Genomic DNA, 17,549 nt, shown 5'->3' with positions numbered 1-17,549 from the left:
GATTACTCCGTCCCGCAATCGTTTCGGCTTCTTTTGGAGCCATATTTCATATTCGGCATGCTAGACACCATATCCGAGATATCGTATATTTCGTAGGGCCTAGGTAAAGATTTTGGATCGGTTGTCGACACTAAAGGGAAGAAGCGAATTATGCCGAGTGAGTCTGCACAACCTCCCGTCGTCCTTGTCACCGGCGCAAACGGCTATATGGGCCGGCAGATAGTTCCGGCACTGCACTCGCGCTACCGGGTGCGTTTAGTCGATGTCGCAAACGCTGGCCGCACGGACATCGAAGTGATCGATCTGTTCCAAGCGGATCTTTCGTCCCTGATTGGGCTGTTCGAGGGCGTCGACACAGTCGTGCATCTTGCGTACAAGCACTCCGCCCCGGGCAGCAATTACGACGGCAGCGTCCAGGCGGTTGACAAGTTCGAGGTCGAATTCGGAAACCTCCGCATGGCGCAGAACGTCTATAGGGCCGCCCTCGATGCCGGGGTGCGACGTGTGGTTGTGGCGAGTTCCAACCACGCCGCCGACTGGTACGAGCACACACTCGTGCACCAAGGACTTAAAGACGTTATAGACCCCTACGAGCTCCCCCTGGCCGACAATTTCTACGGCTGGTCCAAAGCGTGCTATGAGCACCTTGGCTTCGTGTATGCTTGCGGCGGACTCGGGCGGCCTCTCGAGGTGGTGCAGGTTCGGATCGGCGCTCCGCGGGAGCTCGATGGGGGCGACTACTCCGCAGACGAGCCGCCCGCGCCGAAGCCGGGTCCGGCGTTCCCGACCGGCATAGCGCGGTTCAAGCGGGACTTGGGCGCATGGCTCTCCGAGCGCGACGCCCAACAGCTCTTCGTCCGCTGCATCGAGACCGAGAACATCGAGAACGAGCACGGGGTTCCCTGGCAAGTGGTCTACGGCATCAGTAACAACACGCGCGCGTTCTGGTCTCTCATATCGGCCAGGCAGGTCTTCGGCTACCGACCAGTGGATGACTCAGAGGTTCGCTACGCGGCAGCCGTCCAAAAGCTGCTCATAGAGAGCGTGACCGCCGGCGGACGGGTGGGTGCATGATGGACGGGCTAACCTTCTTTGACTGCAACGCCTTCATCGGCCAGCCTTCCGTCGTCAAGTACTTCCCCGAACGTGTCACAGTGCCCGTTCTCTGCAGGGAATACGACCGCCTCGGAATTGACAGGGCGCTCGTCACCCATGTCGCCGCGAAAGAATATGCCCCATCGGTCGGAAACGACCTGCTGCGTAAGGAACTGGAAGGGGCAGATCGCTTCACTCCCTGCATCACGCTCATGCCCCCGCTCACTGGCGAGCTCTGGAACCCGGAAGACATCCTCGGCGAGCTGCGCGAACGCGGAGCGCGCGCTGCCCGCCTGTTCCCGTCGCTCACGGGGCACCGGTATCCGTTCGATATTCGCGTGATCGGGACCATCTGCGAGGTTCTCGAGACGGCTCGGGTCCCGCTATTCGTGGACTTCGAGCTCGGGCGGCGCGACGAAGCCGACTGGGTCGGGCTCTACGATCTCGCCGACGCCTTCCCCGACCTGCCCATCGTGCTGATCCGCCCCGGCGGCAGGAGCGACAGGGGGCTCTACCCGCTGCTCACCCGTGCAGCCAACGTATACATCGAGAGCGGAGGCTACTGGGTGCACAACGGAATCGAAAAGATCTGCAGCGTGTTCGGCCCTGAGCGGATCCTGTTCGGCTCGGGGTTCCCGTACTGGACCCCCTCCGGAGCGGTCTTCCACGTCGCGACCGCCGGCGTCTCCGAGTCCGAAAAGGCCTTGATCGCCCACGGCAACCTCGACCGCGTGCTTTCGGAGGTGAACCTCTGATGGGAATCACGTACAAGGGGTACACGAAAACGTCGCCCATCATCGACGGGCATGCCCACATGGGGCACTACCGCAACTTCGCGATCCCAAACAACGACGCTGAGGGGATGATCGCCCGCTTCGACGCTGTCGGGATCGACGTCGCATGCGTCAGCCACCACGCCGGAATCTCCGCGGACCAGGAGTACGGCAATAGCCTTGTGGCAGATGCCGTCCGGCGCCACCCGAATCGCCTCATCGGGTTCTGTGTGGTGAACCCGAACTACCCCGGGACCGCCGCGAGCGAGATTGCCCGCTGCTTCGGTCAGCCCGGCTTTCGCGGGTTCAAAGTGCACCCGGAGCTTCACGGTGACTACCCGCTCGACGGCCCCGGCTATCGGGCGATGTGGGAGTTCGCGGACGCGAACGCCCTGCCCGTGCTCTCCCACAGCTATTTCGGCGGGGACCGCCTCGCAACATTCGAGGGCGTTGCCGCGAGATACCGCGACGCAACTATTTTTCTCGGGCATGCGGGCGTGGACCTCGGAACGGAGAACGCACTTGCCCTGCTCGATCGCACCAGCAATGTGCTGCTCGACATGACGGCGATCCAACGTCACTGCAACGCCGTCGAGCTCCTCGCCAACCGCGCCGACCCGACCCGCCTCACTTGGGGCTCCGATAGCCCGTTCATCGACCCCGGCATCATCCTTGGAGCGGTGGTTCACGCGGATATCCCCGAGGCGGTCAAGACCGCCATCTTGTATGAGAACCTCGCACGTGTCTTGAAAATACGGGTAGTCGACGGCGTTATCGAGGAGGCCCGCCGATGAAGATCGTGCGCGTAGAGGCGATCCCCGTGAGGGTGCCGCGTGAGCGCCCTGACCAAAGCTCGTTCGGGACCCGTGCATACACAGAAGCAGGGATCGTACGGATCGACACCGATACGGGCATCACCGGGTGGGGCGAGATCTGTCTCGTCTGGTGGCGGATGGGCAGCGGCCTGTGCGGGGACGTGCAGCGGCTGCTCGCTCCCGCGCTGATTGGAGAAGACCCCCGCGCAGTGTCCCTGCTCTGCGACCGGATGCGGCAGCTTCTGCCAGGGCGCGAGGATGCCCCCGCCATAGCGGGCATCGAGATGGCGCTTCTAGACATCTGCGGAAAAGAGGCAGGGGTTCCGGTGCACCAACTGCTTGGGGGAGCCTACAGAGAACGTATCCCCGTCAGCTACTCGCTTCACATCAAAGCCCCGGAAGAGATGGCGGCAGAGGCGGCGCACTACGCGTCAGCCGGATACGGCACCCTCAAGGTGAAGATGGGTCGCACCTGGGCAGAGGACCTTGCATCACTCGCCGCCGTGCGTGCAGCAGTAGGACCGGACGTTTCCATCCGCGTGGACGTGAACGGCGCGTGGACGTCTGTTTCCGAGGCCGTCCGCCGGATCGCGGCGATGAGCGAATACGACGTAGAGCTCGTCGAACAACCGCTTCACGGTGACAATCTGGCCGGCATGGCAGAGCTGCGGCGAGTGTCAGCCCTACCGATAGCGGCGGATGAGAGCGTCTGGAACCTGCGGGATGCCCTGGAGATCACACGGGCAAGAGCAGCAGATGTCCTGAACCTCTATTTCAGCGAGGCCGGAGGCCTGCTCCAAGCGCGCACCATAGCCGAACTTGCTCGGTCGAGCGGCATGGAGGTGTGGGTGGGAAGCATGCCAGAGCTGGGCCTCGGAACGGCGGCCAACGCCCATCTCGCTGCCGCTATCCCCGGACTCAGTCTGGCGAGTGACGTCTGTGGCTTCGCCTACCACGCGGACGACATCCTCACGACGCCCCTCGTCGTAGAACAGGGATCGGTCGCTGTTCCAACAGGCCCCGGACTTGGCGTCGAAATCGACGCTCAAGCGCTCATACGACTCCGAATGGAAGACTCATGACCACACAAACACCTCCGGGTCTGCTCGCGCACTGGACACGGGAAGATGCCCGGCACCACGCCGCACGCACCATCGTCGTGCTTCCCGTCGGGGCGTTTGAGCAACACGGCCCGCACCTCCCGCTCGCGACGGATGCGATCCTGGTCGAAGAGGTAGCCAAGCGGGCTGCAGCCCTTGTGCCGGGAGCCGTCGTCGGCCCGACTTTCACTGTCGGCAGCTCTGACCACCATCTGCCCTACGGCGGGACTGCGTCCCTCTCTACGGGCACACTCGTCCACGTCCTGACCGACGCCGTGGAGTCCCTGCTGTTGAGCGGCTTCGCTTCAGTTTTCCTACTGAACGGGCACGGTGGCAACGTTGAAATCATAAAGCTCGTCGCGAGGGACGTCGGCATCCGGCGTGGCGCGTTCGCTGGCTCCGGCTCGTACTTCCAGCTGGCCGCCGAGCAGCTCGAGGCTGCAGGCGCAGGCGACATCGGTCTGGTCCCCGGCCACGCCGGAGCCTTCGAAACCTCGATGATGCTCGCGGTCCACCCCGAACTCGTTCGCCAGTCCTCTGTTCCCCATCGCGAACGACCGGCGGCCGGGTGGGTGGGCCCTAAGGCATATCACTTCGCGAGCCCTGAGCCTTTCAGGGCCCCAGACGGTTTTAGTGACAGCCCGGATGCGGGTTCGGCCGAACGCGGGGCCGAATTCCTGTCCATCTGCGTGAACGCCACCCGCGAAGCCCTGGCGGACTTTGCCGGTGCAGTCATCACCCAAATTGATGTCTGAGTCGTCCCACGACAGGCCTGGCGTGGCCACTTCACCGGATGCCGTACTCGCGATCCTCACCTCGATCGGCGGGGATTGGGCTGTTCGATTCGCCGACGCTCGGTCGGCCGCCCTGCCGGTCACCGACCTCGCCGTCACCAGGGGCGATGCAGTGTTCGAGACCATCGCCTTCTTCGACGGACGCCCACAAGCACTCGATCAACACCTCGACCGGCTGGCGGGTTCTGCCCGCAAGCTCGACATGGCAGAACCCGGGCGCAATCTGTGGACGGCGACAATTCTCTCCGCTGTCGAGGAGCATCCCCCCTGGCCGGAACTGTCGGTCAAGGTGGTGCTCGCCCGTCATCATGAAGGCGATGACGGAATGGTTCGCAGCTGGGTTCACGTCGAAGCCGCCGCGGACCACTCCACTCGGCGAAACGCGGGGATCAGCCTAGCGACGATGTCGCGAGGTGTGACCCGCACGGCAGCTCGTGAGGCACCATGGCTGCTCATGGGTGCGAAGACGCTCTCGTACGCGCTCAACATGGCTGCCACACGGGAGGCGCGACGCCGGGGTGCGGACGAGGCCCTCTTCCTTACCGTTGAGGGATTCGTGATGGAGGGACCGACATCTTCGGTCATGATGAAACGCGGCGACAAGCTGCTCACGCCAGCTCCTGGCATTGGGATCCTCGAGGGCACGACTCAGCAGAATGCCTTCGCTTACGCCCCATCGATCGGCTTCGAGCCGGTCTACGCCGACATCCATCGTGGCGAGCTCCTCACCATGGACGCCGTCTGGATGCTGGGGAGCGGGAGCCTGGCACTGCCCGTGCACCACATCGACGGCGCTGAGGTGTCGGCGGACCCCGGGCTAACCCGGCTACTGAACGACCACCTGCGCTTCGGCCACCACGCCTGACAAGCGTAGAATCCTTTGCTGCGCGTTTGTGGCCGACCTGCTGCCGGACGAAGAAGGCGCTTCATCCGGGATGACAAGAGGAGATCCTATCTGTGACCTGAGCACCTCGTGCCTCAATCACGCCGACACGCACAGGGCATCCTCATGGACGAAATAATGCCCCTTGAAAAATGCGCTTACGACGGCCACAAACGCCGAGGACCCGGACCTTGCCTCCCTCCGGCATATCGGGACCGGAGGCTGAAGTCCTTGTGGCTTAAGCCGCTGTTTGCCCAAGGCAGTCCCCGTTCGTCCGGTCGGTTATGGCGTGAAACCTATGGCGGCCGGCAACGCTGAGGGCGACCAAGCTACTCCCGGCCCATGAATACCCGTTCGTGCCAGTTTCGGACTGGGTCCAGGTCCAAAAATGGCCCCTTCTGCCCGCCGATTCGTTGAACGTTTCGGCATGGTCATCTTTGGGCGGCATCGTCGCCTCCGAGATGCTCCTGTTGACCGCAGCGATCCCACTCTCCTGGCAGGAGCAGCAGAAACTCATCTCCTTCCAGGACCAGCCTGCATTGGTACAAACACTCCGAAGCCCTGCTCCGTATGGAAAGCATCTGGCGGGCCTGGGAACACCTCCGTCCAAATCGGCCTGACCTCCATCGAGGCGTCCCTGAACGATACAAATAAGCGCGGGCACGCCAACGTTGAGAAGTTCGCGTGAATTTTGACGCTTTCCGCCGGAACGTGAGTGTCCATCAGGCTGGCCACCACCATGGATGCTCAGGTTCGCCGAACTTGCCCGGCGTCAGGCGCTGTGTTCGGGCGCTCGGTGCCCGCGATCTGGGGTTGCGCCTGCTGGGCGAGGACCGGACACTACGGCTCGCCTTCCTCGGGTTGCATCACATAGACGAGCCCTCCGGCGGGGTCCGTGAACATGCCGACCCGACCGACGCCGGGGACGTCGTGGGGCTCCTCCAGGACCTTGCCGCCAAGTTCCGAGACCTTGGCGGCGGTGGCGTCGGCATCCGCAACTGCGATGTGGCCGATCCATCGTGGCGGAGGCGATCCGGCATAGTCTCGTGCTGTCGGGTTCATCATCCCGGCGACGTCCTTGCCTCGCTGGCGGAACAGTGTGTAGGTGCCGAGCGGTCCGGCATCGACCTCGTGTCTTTCCCAGCCGAACAGGGTGCTGTAAAACGGCCCGGCAGCTGCTTGGTCGGGCGTCACCAGTTCGTTCCAGATGAATGTGTTCGGTTCGGTCACTCTCGCCTCCTTGGATTCGGGTACTCGTGGTCACGCTGCCGGGGTGGCGCCGTCGAGTGGCTTGCGCATCACTCCGGTTCGTTGATCAAACGGCACCATCTGTACGTACTCCCGCACCGGAATGCTGTGCCCGAACCAGAACGCGCCGGTCTCGGCTACCAGGTCGAGGACTTGTCGCTTCACTGCCGATGCCGGGTCGAACAGCATCACTCGCCCGGTGCAGGTGGGCGATTCGGTCAGGTCCCAGACGCCGGTGATCCGCCCATCTTGGAGCACGACCGAGGTGACGTTACCGCCACGGTCGTAGACCAGAGCCTCATGTTCTGCGTCGATGAGTCGTTCACGATCGCGATAGCCCATCGTGTACGGGTCCAGTTGGGGCAGCAGCCGGACCCGCGGCGTGCGTCCTCGCGGGAGGGGCTGCCCGTAATTGGTGTCGCCGATCTTCAACCACTGGTGCCCGGCGAGCGGGCCGTCGATGGTCTGCAACTCGGCGGCCACGCGGCCGAGTGCGGCCCAGACTCGCTTCGCCGGCAATCCCGTCCACCACACCACATCTGCAACCGACACGGGTCCGTAGCTGGCGATGTACCTGCGGATGAGCTCATCCGTCGCAGTCTCACCGTCATAGGCAGCGAGGTCCAGGTCCGGGAAGGCCTGGTCCCAGCGGCGGTACCGGTAGCTGGTGCTGGTGCGACCACGGGCCGGGCGATCGCGGACGATTCTCGCCTCCTCGCACAGGAGCGCAACCACAGCGGACAAGTCGGCGTGGTGCACCTGGATGCGCAATTCCGACGCGGTCAGCGACTCCTGACCCAAGGCATTAAGAACGACGGGTGCGACGCGGCGATAAACGCCCGGATCGATGCGAAGCCACTTCCGATCGCGATCCAGGGTGAGCTCAACGATCGCAGCGAAAGCAATCTGGGCCAGGTCCCGGGTCAGCAGGAACACGGTTCCACGCATGACCTTGAGGCGCACAAGCGAGCGGTGTTCATAGACCTCGATGTCGAGGTCATCGGTCGTGAAGTCGCCGATTCGTGCGTTCAACGACAGATACGGCGTGCCAGGCAGAGTCGAGTGGAGCCCAACGGTATCGCGCACCACACGCAGCATACTCTCCGCCGAGGAGGTGACCGGCGAGTCCAAGCGCTGCCGCCATGTGGCAGCAGCGGTCAGGTTCATGGGACCTGCCGAGCGCGCCGCGTATGCCACAGGGCAATCGTGGACCGGCGGGGATACTCCCACCAGAGCCATACGACCCGAACCCGTATTTGGGTGGCCCAACGTCCCAGATGCTTCGGTGCATTATGAGTGCCGATGGCTCCTGCCAGAACCTGAGTGTGCCCAACTCTGGCAGTCTTCGTGGATTCCGACGGCGGCACGGACCGCTCTCCCGGCATGGTGAGGTCGGGGTGCTCGACGGTGTTGAGGTAGCGGGTGGCTCCTTCAACGCTGAGCCCGAACAGGTCGCAGATGCGGCGGATGTCGCCGCCGGTGGCGTGGATCTCGTGCAGGATACGGTCCTCGCGCAGCGCCTGGGGCCGCAGCGTCAATCCGGTCCAGGGGAACTGGCGACTGACGGGGAGGAGCCTGGGCGCAGTACGCCGGTTGATGAGCAGGTGCGGGTTGGCACTGCCTGGCCAGGTCCGGTTGCGCTGATCGAGCCAGGCTGCCAGGCGGGTGCGCACGGGCGCGGCCAGCGGAATGTCGCGGTTGCCCAGTACCAGATGTCCGTCGCTGATGTCGGTGAGCCGCAGCTCGCTGAGCTGTTTCTTGGTCAGCGCGTGGAAGGCGACCAAGGCAACCGCGAGGGCGACGACCGGCTTCGGGGAGTTCAGCTCCTCGCGATCACTGCGGCGTCCAGAGCGAGAGGGATAGTGCTGGCCTTCGGGGACGCCTTCATCCAGCGGGTCGGATTCGCGAAGATGAGCCGGCGGCCTTTGAGGGTCCTGAAGAGCGACTTGAGCCCGTTCCCGGCGATGTGGCGGCGGGCCGTCGTTTCGTCCAGCGCGGCTGTGATGTCGGCGCGGGTGACCTCGGCGAAGGACTGGAGGCCTGCCTCGGCCCAGGCGTGGATGATGGGTTCGATGCCCATGATGTGCGCCCTGATGGTCTTTGGGTCGCGCGGGATCTGCCGTGGCGCCTGGTGGGCGCCGTTGGTCAGGACTTGCAGCCACATATCGAGCTGGTCCTTCATGACCGGCGGCAGGGTGCTGGTCTTGGCAGCGAAGTAGCGTTCGATCCGGGTCGGCCGGTCCTCGATGAGCGGGCCGGCCGCGGCCAGCACGTCGATGGTGGAGATGACGTTGCCGGAGTATTGGCGCAGTTGGAGGACGTCGGTGGCGCGGATCTTCGCGGTCGGGCTGAGCCGCAGGCCCTGCAGCAGCCGCAGCGAGCGGGTCAGGTCGTTGCGTTGCCGCTTGCTCCAGCCGGCCCTCTCGGCGTGTTCACGGACGATGGCGGCGCAGTAGCGGGTCAGGTCGCTGTCTTCGAGGCGGGCACGCGCTGCGATGACCTTCGGATCGGGCGCCAGGTCGAACAACGTCATCTGCACGCCGAGGTCGGCGGCGGATCCGGTGCCGGGCAGGTTGTTCTTGTCCCGCCGCTTCCATGGGGCCATCCTGCTCGCCTCCGGCGCCCCTGCCACCATGATCGAAACCATCCCCTGGATGAACGGCCCCCACGCCCAGAAAGTCAAAGACTCCCTTGCCGCAGGGGAACAGCTGCATCGGGATCCCGTGACCGTTCCGGCACACAACCCCTGGATTGATGGCGACAAGGCATGAGTGAAGAGTTCGGGGACGCGTTCGGCGACGAGGCCCAGTCCACTAGTGGTCACGGCCCTATAGAGCCCAAGCCCGAACTCGTCTACTCAAGTGCTGTTGAATTTTTCGCCGAGCTGTTGGCCCAGTCCTACGTGCGGGAAGTCAACGAGGGCGCGACCTTCGCCTGGTGCCCCGAATGGTACAAACACCCCGAGGCCCTCATCCGCATGGAAGCCATCTGGCGGGCGTGGGAACACCTCCGCCTGGAACCCGCCCTCGGGATCAGCACTTGGTGACTCAACCACGCAGACCCCCACATGCGCATCCTCATGGACAAAGAAGGACCTTTCAAGAAATGCGCCTACGACGGGCACAAGCCTCCGGTGCCGGAGAAGGCAGCACTGCCCCACGTCACACCGGAGGCAGGCGTCTTCGCCGACTAAAGACTATCTGGACGCGCTTCGCGTCTACATGGCAAGAGCGCACTCGGCTGCAGTGGCAGGATCTGACCTGGCACGCGAGGGTGCTGCTGGGGGAAAGAAAGCAATAGCTCCAAGGGAATGGCAGCGAGGCCTGCAATTCGTGGGCTAGGTTCCATGAATTCTTTCGTGGTCAGGGTTGTAGGCATCATAGGCCAAGTTCAATACCGTGATGTCGGCCGGGCGGTCACTCTTGCTTCCTTCATTTGCACCACTGGAATTGCACTGATGATCCTGCCAGCCCCCGGAGGTTCAACCCCCTCAGCATTCACCAATGTCGCACTCGCCTCCTTCGGAGATATCCCGGTGGCTCTTTTAGCATTGATCGCAATCGGAATCCTCTGGTCCATCTTCCGCAGGACAAGGACCGGTAACTCCCTGTTTGCGATCGGGGCCGATCGGCCCGCGGCCGTCATGTCGGGCATATCTGTCAATCGAAGCGAGATTACGGCCTATATCTTGGCTGGCGGATTGTATGCGGCGGCCGGAGTCTACCTGACGGCGGTGACTTCGTCCGGCGATCCAAATGCCGGCAGGCCGTTCCTGCTGACAGCCTTCGCGGCCATGGCCTTGGGCCTGGTCAGCTTCCGAGGCGGGGCAGGCAACCCAGTAGCCGCGATCCTGGGGGCGGCCAGCCTGATGACCATACCGAAGCTTCTGTTCGGTCTGGGTATTGAGGACTTCTGGGTCGGGGCCTTCCAGGGCCTGATCATCCTAGCCGCCCTCAGCATCCCCGTCCTGACCCGCGGCCTGAGCTCGCGATCTGCGGCAAGGAAAGGGCGAGCACATCTAGCCGAGCTGCAAGCCCCGGCTTCGGGAAAATCGGCAAGGGACACTCAAGGAGCGGCAACGTGAAGGTTCAGCAGGAAATCCCGGCGGAGAAGATCGCTGACATCGATCGTGCGAAAACACGGCACGAAGCTTCCATCAGCAGCCGGCGCTGGTCAATAAGGGACCGAATCAATCAAGTCACGATCGTGTGGCTCATTGTCCTGGTCTGTATCCCGCTTTCGCGGATTGTAAGCCCCAACTTCCCCTCGTTCACCCAGATCAACAGTGTCCTGATCCTAAGCCTATTCTTGGTTGCAGTGGGCTTCGGGCAGGGTCTTGTGATCCTAACGGGAGGCATTGACCTGTCGGTCGCCTCGGTGATCGGCCTGGGAGCCTTCGTAACTGGCATCCTAGCCAATGCCGGAGTTCCGGTTCTTGCTGCCACCGCCATCGCGATCGGCCTCAGTGCCCTGTTCGGTTTCATTAACGGCCTATTTGTGGCATACGCCGGGTTTCCCCCATTCATCGTCACGCTTGCCTCAGGAACCATTTTGGCGTCGATTCTGCTGGGTGTGAGCAAGGGGGCACCTGCACAGAGGTCGCCGTCTGTCCTGGCCGACATATTCAGCGGGCGGATCGCGGTCATGGGCGTTCCGACGCCAATTATCGTGCTGGTGATCGTAGTACTGCTAGGACTCCTGATTCAGAATCGAACGCGCCTGGGACGGCAGGCCTACTGCGTCGGCAACAGCGTCCGGGCAACACAAATTGCAGGATTGTCTGTGCCAGCAACCCTCATTGCCGTGTACGCCGTAGCGGCCGCGTTTTACGGGCTCACCGGCGTGATGCTGCTCGGCTATTCCTCCGGGGCTGACCTGAACATCGGCGCCAGTTGGTTGCTTCCCAGCATTACAGCCGTTGTTGTCGGCGGCTCCTCGATCCGCGGTGGCGCAGGGTCTTTTCTGGGCACAGTCGGCGGCGCGGTGCTGCTGACGCTGCTCGGCATTTGCATTTCCGCTGCTGGCATCCCCGAAGGATCGAAGCAGGTGCTGTACGGGGTGATCATCCTATTGGCCCTCGTCGGCGCGAGGTTTAGTCAGCGCGGCCGTTGAGACCGTCAACCAAGTTCTTGAGGCGATATCCAAGCCAGACCAACAAAGCCCAAACACCAGAAAAAGGGGAATCATGAACAAGAAGTTACGCAGCGTTCTGCGGACAGTGGCCGCGGGAGCTATGGTCTTAGGCCTCGCTGCTTGCGGCGGCTCTGGGCAGCCAGGGTCCACCGGCGACAAGCAAAAGATCTATTTGAACCTAAGCTATAGCGGCAACAACTGGCAGGATGAAGCGGCCAACCTGGCCATGTCCATTGCTAAGGCACCTGAGAACGCCGCGAAGTACGATGTCGTCAAACAGATCTCCGGCACCGACGTGCAGAAGCAGATCTCCGACCTCCAGTCCATGATCGCTTCGGGAGCGAAACTGATCGTTTCCTACCCGATTTCGCCGACGGCTTTGGAATCCGTAGTCAAGCAAGGATGCCAGCGCGGCGTAACGTTCGTTTTCTACGACTCCACGGTCAACGCCGACTGCGCCTACAACGTGGCCTTCATTACGGGAGCGCGGGTGGATGACCCCCAGAAGGCATTCTTCGGGGCGCAGACGGCCCAGGCCCTGGTAGACCTGCTGCAGGAAAAGGGCAAGGTCTTTATGAATCGTGGTGTGCCGGGCACTTCGACAGACACGGTGCACTACGACACTGCTAAGGCAGTCTTCGACCGCTATCCCGGCATCCAGGTGGTTTCTGAGTACTACGGCAAATGGGATTCATCTGTAAGCCAGCAGGAAACCGCGAAGGCACTCGCCGCGCACCCCGATGTGGACGGCATATGGTCCCAGGACGGTGAGGCCGGCGTCCTCAAGGCTTTGGAAGCAGCGGGCAAGAAAATCCCGGTGACCGGGGAAAACAGCAACTACTTCCGGCTGCGGCTTAGCGAAGGCTGGCCCGGCATCTCCTCGGGTTCTCCGCCCGCTCAGGCTGCGGTCGCCATGAAGGTCGGGCTGAAGATCCTTGAGGACGGGGCTGAATCCGTTCCCAAGAACATCGAAATGCCGCTTCCCTGGGTGACCACCGATACCGCCAAGGCGTGTACGGGCAATGAGTTTACCGATGGGTGCAATTTCTTCCCGCAGGCTGATGACACCTTTGTCACGGAGGTCTTCCAGAAGGAGCTCCTTCCGGAAAGCTCCATGGATTCGGCAAAGTCGGGCTCACCCGTAGCGAAGGTCCAGCCGTTGCCGGACATGAGCAAATTTGCTCAGCCCGAGATCCGCAGGATCTACACCAGGGCCTCCTGCGATTCCGGATGGGTCGAAGGAAACGTCGACTCGGGCCAGACGCCGGCCGGACTCCGTGGCTGCGTCAAGCAATAGATAAATCTCATGGTGACTTGTCCTGCGGTCCAAATGTGCCGCAGGACAAGTCCTTGAATTGAGCGGAAATGATGAAGACCTTCGATATCAATGCGGATGCTGGCGAAAGCTTCGGCCGGTGGAAACTTGGCGACGACGCCGAACTGTTCAAGTACGTAACGACGGTGAACGTGGCCTGCGGATACCACGCGGGTGACCCATCCACGATGCGGGAAACCCTCTGCCGAGCACGGGACAGCGGACTGGCAATCGGAGCACATCCCGGGTTCCCTGATCTGCTCGGCTTCGGCCGCCGAGCCCTTCCCGTCACGCAGTCAGATGCTGTCGACTACATTCTCTACCAGGTCGGCGCCCTCCACGGTATTGCGGCCTCCGAGAACATTCGTCTGAGCCATGTAAAGCCTCACGGATCCTTGTACGCCGAAGTTGCCAGGAATCCCGGCCTGGCAGTAGAGGTGAGCATCCAGCTCCAACGACTCCAGTCCGGACTCCCAATCCTGATATCGCCCGGGGCGTCCGCCTTGGCGTTAAAAGAAGCGGGACTGCCGGTCGTCCATGAAAACGCCGTCGACCTGGATTTTGACGATCAGGGGCAGAACATTATCGAAAGGACACCCTCCCAGAAGGATCCCGACGCGGTAGCCGCTCAGGCACTACTGATGGCCAACGGGCAGGCGAGGACGGTGTCTGGGACCGTAATTCCTATGCCTGTGCAGTCCATGTGCATCCACGGCGATCGTCCCAATGCTGTGGAGATTGCCCGGGTGGTGCGGCAGGCACTCGAGAAATCCGAAATCATCGTTCGCAGCGTCTTTGAAACGGGGAGCTAAATTGGACCGCCCGGTTTACCGCTATTTCCGTGATGGGTCGAGGATAAGTTTCGGCGCTGATGAGTTCATCTTTGTTGAACTTTCGGAATCCATGTCCTTGGTCGATGCACTGAGGGTCCAGCTGATTACCACCGAGATATCCTCGTTGAAACTGACCGGCGTCCTCGACGTCTGCCCTTCACATATCAGCTACATGATTCGAGTGGATCCTAACCGTACTGACCCGCGCGATCTGGTCGCGACCTTGGGTGAGGCCCACGAAAAGTTTCCTGATGCCGAAAATTCCGTCGTGGAAACAGAGATTATCGAGATCCCTGTCTTCTACGACGATCCCTGGACCACGGAAGTCTTGATGAAATTCCGCGAGCGGCATCAGTCGCCGGCTGAGACTGACATCGCCTTTCTTGCGCGAACCAACGGGTTCTCCAGCGTAGGAGACTTTGTTTCGGCACACTCCGGTAGTCCGTTCATGACGACATTTCCATGCTTTGTCCCCGGTAACGCGGAGTGCTTCCAGCTGGTTCCGGCGGAGCGCCAGATTCAGGCCCCAAAGTACGTCAGCCCGCGGACGGAAACGCCCGCCAGAGCAGTAGGCCATGGGGGAGCCTTCACCACCATTTATCCGGCTCAGAGCCCGGGCGGATACCAGCTCATCGGACGAAGCCCGGTCCCGGTTTTCGACATCACACAGTCGAACCCCGGTTTCGAAGAATCCATGGTCCTCGCCCGACCGGGAACGATTTTCAAGTACCGGCCCATCGACTATGACGAGTACTTCGAAATCCGTGCCAGCGCAGAATGCGGGCAGTACGTCTACCGAAGGAGCCCCGTGCATTTCAACTATGCCGATTTCATCCAGGACATTGATGGATACAACACCCGGCTGATGGGGGAGCTGTCGTGATTGAGGTAGTTTCTCCGGGCCTGCACTCACTCGTCCAAGATCTGGGCCGCGACGGTTACTACGCCATCGGCATGCCACCTTCCGGAGCACTCGATCAGTATTCCCATTCGATCGCAAACATGTTGGTTGGAAACGACGATTCCGCTGCGACAGTGGAAGCCACTTTCCTCGGACCCGAACTTCTTTTTCAAAAGGACGCCACCGTAGCGGTAACGGGGGCAACTGTACCCGTTTTTCTGGACGACCAGCCCGCGGAACAGTGGGCACCGCTGTCGGTATCGACCGGGCAGACACTTAGATTCGGCTCGATGAGCGCTGGCTGCAGGGCTTACATCGCCGTAGCCGGTGGCATCGACACGGTGCCGTTCCTGGGCAGCCGATCAACGTATTCGACCTCTGCCATGGGGGGTCTGGACGGTCGGCCCCTAAAAAAGGGGGATAAATTGCCGGTGGGCGACCTGCGCCCGACATGGACGGCGCCGCGTCCCGGCTTCCGCTTAGATAAGCGGTTTCTCCCGAAGCTGTCCCGCGAATATGAACTCAGGGTCGTTGAAGGACTGTGTAATTACCGCTTCCAGCCAGAGAGCCTCGAGACTTTCTTCTCCTCCGTGTACCAGGTGTCGCCCGAGGCCAACCGCACCGGCTACCGGTTGCAGGGTGAACGCCTCAAGTTTGTTGACCGTGGCCCCCTCTTGGGCACGGGGGATAATCCGAGCAACGTCGTGGATCTCGGGTATCCCATTGGGTCGATTCAGGTGCCGGACGGTGCAGAGCCGATCTGCCTTCTCCGGGACGCAGTCACGGGCGGCGGTTACGCCACACTTGGCACAGTGATTAGCCGCGATCTGGACCTGCTGGCCCAGGCAAAGGTTCCCGACAAAGTGCGGTTTGTCCGGGTCGACATAGGCCAAGCGCTGGAACTGCGGCGGCAACGCCAGGCGACGCTAAGCGAAATCGCATCCATTCTGCGGTAATGAATTCCCGCAGAACCTTGCTTGACCTCCTGGAGCCTGGTCGTGCCAGCCACGCCGGCTTCCGGCCTTTGCCTCCTGGGCAGGGAGCCGGCGAATGGCGGGCGTGGGACCGCCGAGGTCCTGACACTCGTGTTCGATGCCTACGTGACCGGACCGCCCGCGCATGGCGATGGGCTCCACTGTTTGACCCCCTAATGCCATGACGCCATCAGTAGCACCCCAAAATCTTCCTGCTGGAGCGCCACGGGCACCAACCCTAGTAATCAGAAGCTATTGAGGAGAAACGTTGTCCAGCAAAAACGTCCATATGGCGAACGCATTCGATCCTTCGTCCATTGACTTGATTCCCTCGGAAGTCAGGGCAATGGTAGATAGGCGTAATCGAGTGCTGGCACCGTCCTACCGACTTTTCTACCAGGAACCCGTCGAAATCATCAGGGGGAGCGGCGTTCGGTTGTTTGACAGCCAGGGGAGGTCCTACCTTGATGCCTACAACAACGTTCCGGCCGTCGGTCACGCGAATCCCCATGTCACCCAGGCCGTTTGCGAACAGATGTCACGGCTGAATACTCATACCCGCTATGTGACCATGCCGATCATCGAATACTCGGAACGGCTCCTTGGGCTTTTTCCCGATGAGATCCAACAGGTGATCTTCGCGTGCACCGGCAGCGAGGCGGTGGACCTGGCCCTTCGTATCGCTAAGTACGAGACCGGCAAGGAGGGGATCATCGTCACCCGGAATGCCTATCACGGGACAACGACGGAGGCGGCTACCATCTCACCAAGCCTCGGGCCGCACCGGCCGGTCGCCAACTGGGTACGGTATGTCGATGCCCCGGACACATCTGCAGAAGGATCCGACGCCGGGCCGCTGCTGGCAGCACGGGTTGCGGAAGCAATCGCAGAACTCGAAGCTGACGGTGTGGGGTTTGCCGCTCTCATTGTGGATTCGATTTTCTCCAGCGACGGACTCCAGACGGATCCGGCAGGATTCCTTGAACCTGTCGCTCGTGTAGTCCATGCCGCTGGCGGCTTGTACATCGCCGACGAAGTGCAGCCTGGGTTCGGGCGCACGGGTGAGTCTTGGTGGGGCTTTGCCCGGCACGGTATCGTTCCTGACTTGGTCGTCCTAGGCAAGCCAATGGGCAACGGGTTGCCTATTTCAGCTGTACTGGGCCGACCAGAAGTCTTGGACCGATTCGGAAAAGACATGCGCTACTTCAATACTTTCGGGGGAAATTCTGTCAGCATTGCTGCCGCTAACGCAGTCTTGGATGTAATTGAAGACCAGGATCTCCTCGGCAACGCGAAAAGAGTCGGCAAGAACCTGGGATCTGGTCTGCGTGAGATTGCGCAAAACTACCCCATGCTGTCGGCGGTCAGGGGCTGCGGGCTGTTCTATGGCGTTGATGTCACGGATGCTTCCGGCACTGGACGAGCAGATCAGGCCGGCGCCGTGCGAATTGTCAACGGACTCAGGAGCCGCCGGGTGCTTATCAGTTCTTCCGGTAAGGATGAGAACGTTTTGAAGATTCGTCCGCCGTTGGTCTTTTCAGGTTCCGACCTTCAAGAGTTTCTTGAGAGCTTCCGCGCCGTTATGGAGGATCTTCATGGATAGTGCAGGTCTCGGGCGTTGCCGGGCGAGAACAGCCCTAACGTGAGCCACATAGGCGGCACAGCAATGTCAGACCACTCAACAT

At 61.8% G+C, this 17,549-nt stretch carries 19 protein-coding genes and 1 pseudogene; 16 read left to right on the top strand and 4 right to left on the bottom strand.

Annotated elements, in window-relative coordinates:
• Positions 1–150: 150 nt before the first annotated feature.
• From ASPU41_RS03695 to ASPU41_RS23965, 7 genes are all read left to right on the top strand, one after another.
• Positions 151–1,074, top strand: a complete 924-nt coding sequence (locus tag ASPU41_RS03695; RefSeq protein WP_069949775.1) for an NAD-dependent epimerase/dehydratase family protein — start codon at positions 151–153, stop codon at positions 1,072–1,074.
• A complete protein-coding gene (locus ASPU41_RS03690) occupies positions 1,071–1,850 on the top strand; it encodes an amidohydrolase family protein (protein ID WP_069949774.1) in 780 nt (259 codons plus the stop codon). The genes ASPU41_RS03695 and ASPU41_RS03690 overlap by 4 nt, the downstream gene beginning before the upstream one ends.
• On the top strand, positions 1,850–2,662 hold the full coding sequence (locus ASPU41_RS03685; protein WP_069949773.1) for an amidohydrolase family protein: 813 nt from the start codon (positions 1,850–1,852) through the stop codon (positions 2,660–2,662). The genes ASPU41_RS03690 and ASPU41_RS03685 overlap by 1 nt, the downstream gene beginning before the upstream one ends.
• Entirely contained in the window at positions 2,659–3,765 is a 1,107-nt protein-coding gene (locus ASPU41_RS03680) for a mandelate racemase/muconate lactonizing enzyme family protein (protein WP_069949772.1), read from the top strand. The genes ASPU41_RS03685 and ASPU41_RS03680 overlap by 4 nt, the downstream gene beginning before the upstream one ends.
• Positions 3,762–4,538, top strand: a complete 777-nt coding sequence (locus ASPU41_RS03675) for a creatininase family protein (RefSeq protein WP_069949771.1) — start codon at positions 3,762–3,764, stop codon at positions 4,536–4,538. Before ASPU41_RS03680 ends, ASPU41_RS03675 begins: the two co-directional genes overlap by 4 nt.
• A 22-nt stretch (positions 4,539–4,560) precedes the next feature.
• The gene (locus tag ASPU41_RS03670) at positions 4,561–5,442 is read left to right on the top strand and encodes an aminotransferase class IV (RefSeq protein WP_197515748.1); all 882 of its coding nucleotides are present in this window, start codon (positions 4,561–4,563) and stop codon (positions 5,440–5,442) included.
• A 552-nt stretch (positions 5,443–5,994) separates the two neighbouring features.
• Complete coding sequence (locus ASPU41_RS23965; protein WP_157357083.1) at positions 5,995–6,114, top strand: DUF4913 domain-containing protein; 120 nt, start codon at positions 5,995–5,997, stop codon at positions 6,112–6,114.
• Positions 6,115–6,300: 186 nt separating this feature from the next.
• Here the strand turns inward: ASPU41_RS23965 and ASPU41_RS03660 are convergent, their stop codons facing one another.
• The 4 genes from ASPU41_RS03660 to ASPU41_RS23230 are packed head-to-tail and all read right to left on the bottom strand — an operon-like array spanning position 6,301 to position 9,313.
• Positions 6,301–6,690 (bottom strand): VOC family protein, encoded by a 390-nt coding sequence (locus ASPU41_RS03660; protein WP_069949769.1) that lies wholly within the window; start codon positions 6,688–6,690, stop codon positions 6,301–6,303.
• A 30-nt stretch (positions 6,691–6,720) separates the two neighbouring features.
• Positions 6,721–7,875 carry a winged helix DNA-binding domain-containing protein gene (locus ASPU41_RS03655; protein WP_069949768.1) on the bottom strand — a complete coding sequence of 385 codons (1,155 nt, stop codon included), beginning with the start codon at positions 7,873–7,875 and terminating at the stop codon, positions 6,721–6,723.
• Entirely contained in the window at positions 7,872–8,492 is a 621-nt protein-coding gene (locus ASPU41_RS23235) for a hypothetical protein (protein WP_231941162.1), read from the bottom strand. The genes ASPU41_RS03655 and ASPU41_RS23235 overlap by 4 nt, the downstream gene beginning before the upstream one ends.
• 35 nt (positions 8,493–8,527) lie before the next feature.
• A complete protein-coding gene (locus tag ASPU41_RS23230) occupies positions 8,528–9,313 on the bottom strand; it encodes a hypothetical protein (RefSeq protein WP_231941161.1) in 786 nt (261 codons plus the stop codon).
• Between ASPU41_RS23230 and ASPU41_RS21920 the strand changes: the two genes are divergently transcribed.
• The 9 genes and pseudogenes from ASPU41_RS21920 to ASPU41_RS03610 all read left to right on the top strand — a co-directional run bounded on the left by ASPU41_RS21920 (position 9,288) and on the right by ASPU41_RS03610 (position 17,467).
• Positions 9,288–9,479, top strand: a complete 192-nt coding sequence (locus tag ASPU41_RS21920) for a hypothetical protein (RefSeq protein WP_083266341.1) — start codon at positions 9,288–9,290, stop codon at positions 9,477–9,479. The two genes, ASPU41_RS23230 and ASPU41_RS21920, sit on opposite strands and share 26 nt — an antisense overlap.
• A pseudogene (locus ASPU41_RS03645) lies at positions 9,476–9,901 on the top strand (DUF4913 domain-containing protein). Before ASPU41_RS21920 ends, ASPU41_RS03645 begins: the two are co-directional and overlap by 4 nt.
• A gap of 153 nt (positions 9,902–10,054) precedes the next feature.
• Positions 10,055–10,792 carry an ABC transporter permease gene (locus tag ASPU41_RS03640; RefSeq protein ID WP_197515747.1) on the top strand — a complete coding sequence of 246 codons (738 nt, stop codon included), beginning with the start codon at positions 10,055–10,057 and terminating at the stop codon, positions 10,790–10,792.
• Entirely contained in the window at positions 10,789–11,820 is a 1,032-nt protein-coding gene (locus tag ASPU41_RS03635; protein ID WP_197515746.1) for an ABC transporter permease, read from the top strand. The genes ASPU41_RS03640 and ASPU41_RS03635 overlap by 4 nt, the downstream gene beginning before the upstream one ends.
• A gap of 73 nt (positions 11,821–11,893) precedes the next feature.
• On the top strand, positions 11,894–13,138 hold the full coding sequence (locus tag ASPU41_RS03630) for a sugar ABC transporter substrate-binding protein (RefSeq protein ID WP_197515745.1): 1,245 nt from the start codon (positions 11,894–11,896) through the stop codon (positions 13,136–13,138).
• Positions 13,139–13,206: 68 nt separating this feature from the next.
• Positions 13,207–13,968: a 5-oxoprolinase subunit PxpA gene (locus ASPU41_RS03625; RefSeq protein WP_069949766.1), complete on the top strand. Its 762-nt coding sequence runs from the start codon at positions 13,207–13,209 to the stop codon at positions 13,966–13,968.
• Position 13,969: 1 nt separating this feature from the next.
• Entirely contained in the window at positions 13,970–14,872 is a 903-nt protein-coding gene (locus ASPU41_RS03620) for a 5-oxoprolinase subunit B family protein (RefSeq protein WP_069949765.1), read from the top strand.
• A complete protein-coding gene (locus ASPU41_RS03615; RefSeq protein WP_069949764.1) occupies positions 14,869–15,846 on the top strand; it encodes a biotin-dependent carboxyltransferase family protein in 978 nt (325 codons plus the stop codon). The genes ASPU41_RS03620 and ASPU41_RS03615 overlap by 4 nt, the downstream gene beginning before the upstream one ends.
• Positions 15,847–16,132: 286 nt before the next feature.
• A complete protein-coding gene (locus ASPU41_RS03610) occupies positions 16,133–17,467 on the top strand; it encodes an aspartate aminotransferase family protein (protein ID WP_231941160.1) in 1,335 nt (444 codons plus the stop codon).
• Positions 17,468–17,549: the final 82 nt, after the last annotated feature.

The sequence above is a fragment of the Arthrobacter sp. U41 genome (assembly GCF_001750145.1).
Lineage (GTDB): Bacteria > Actinomycetota > Actinomycetes > Actinomycetales > Micrococcaceae > Arthrobacter.
The sequence above is the reverse complement of the archived record's forward strand: the minus strand, read 5'-3'. Positions and strand labels throughout refer to the sequence as shown.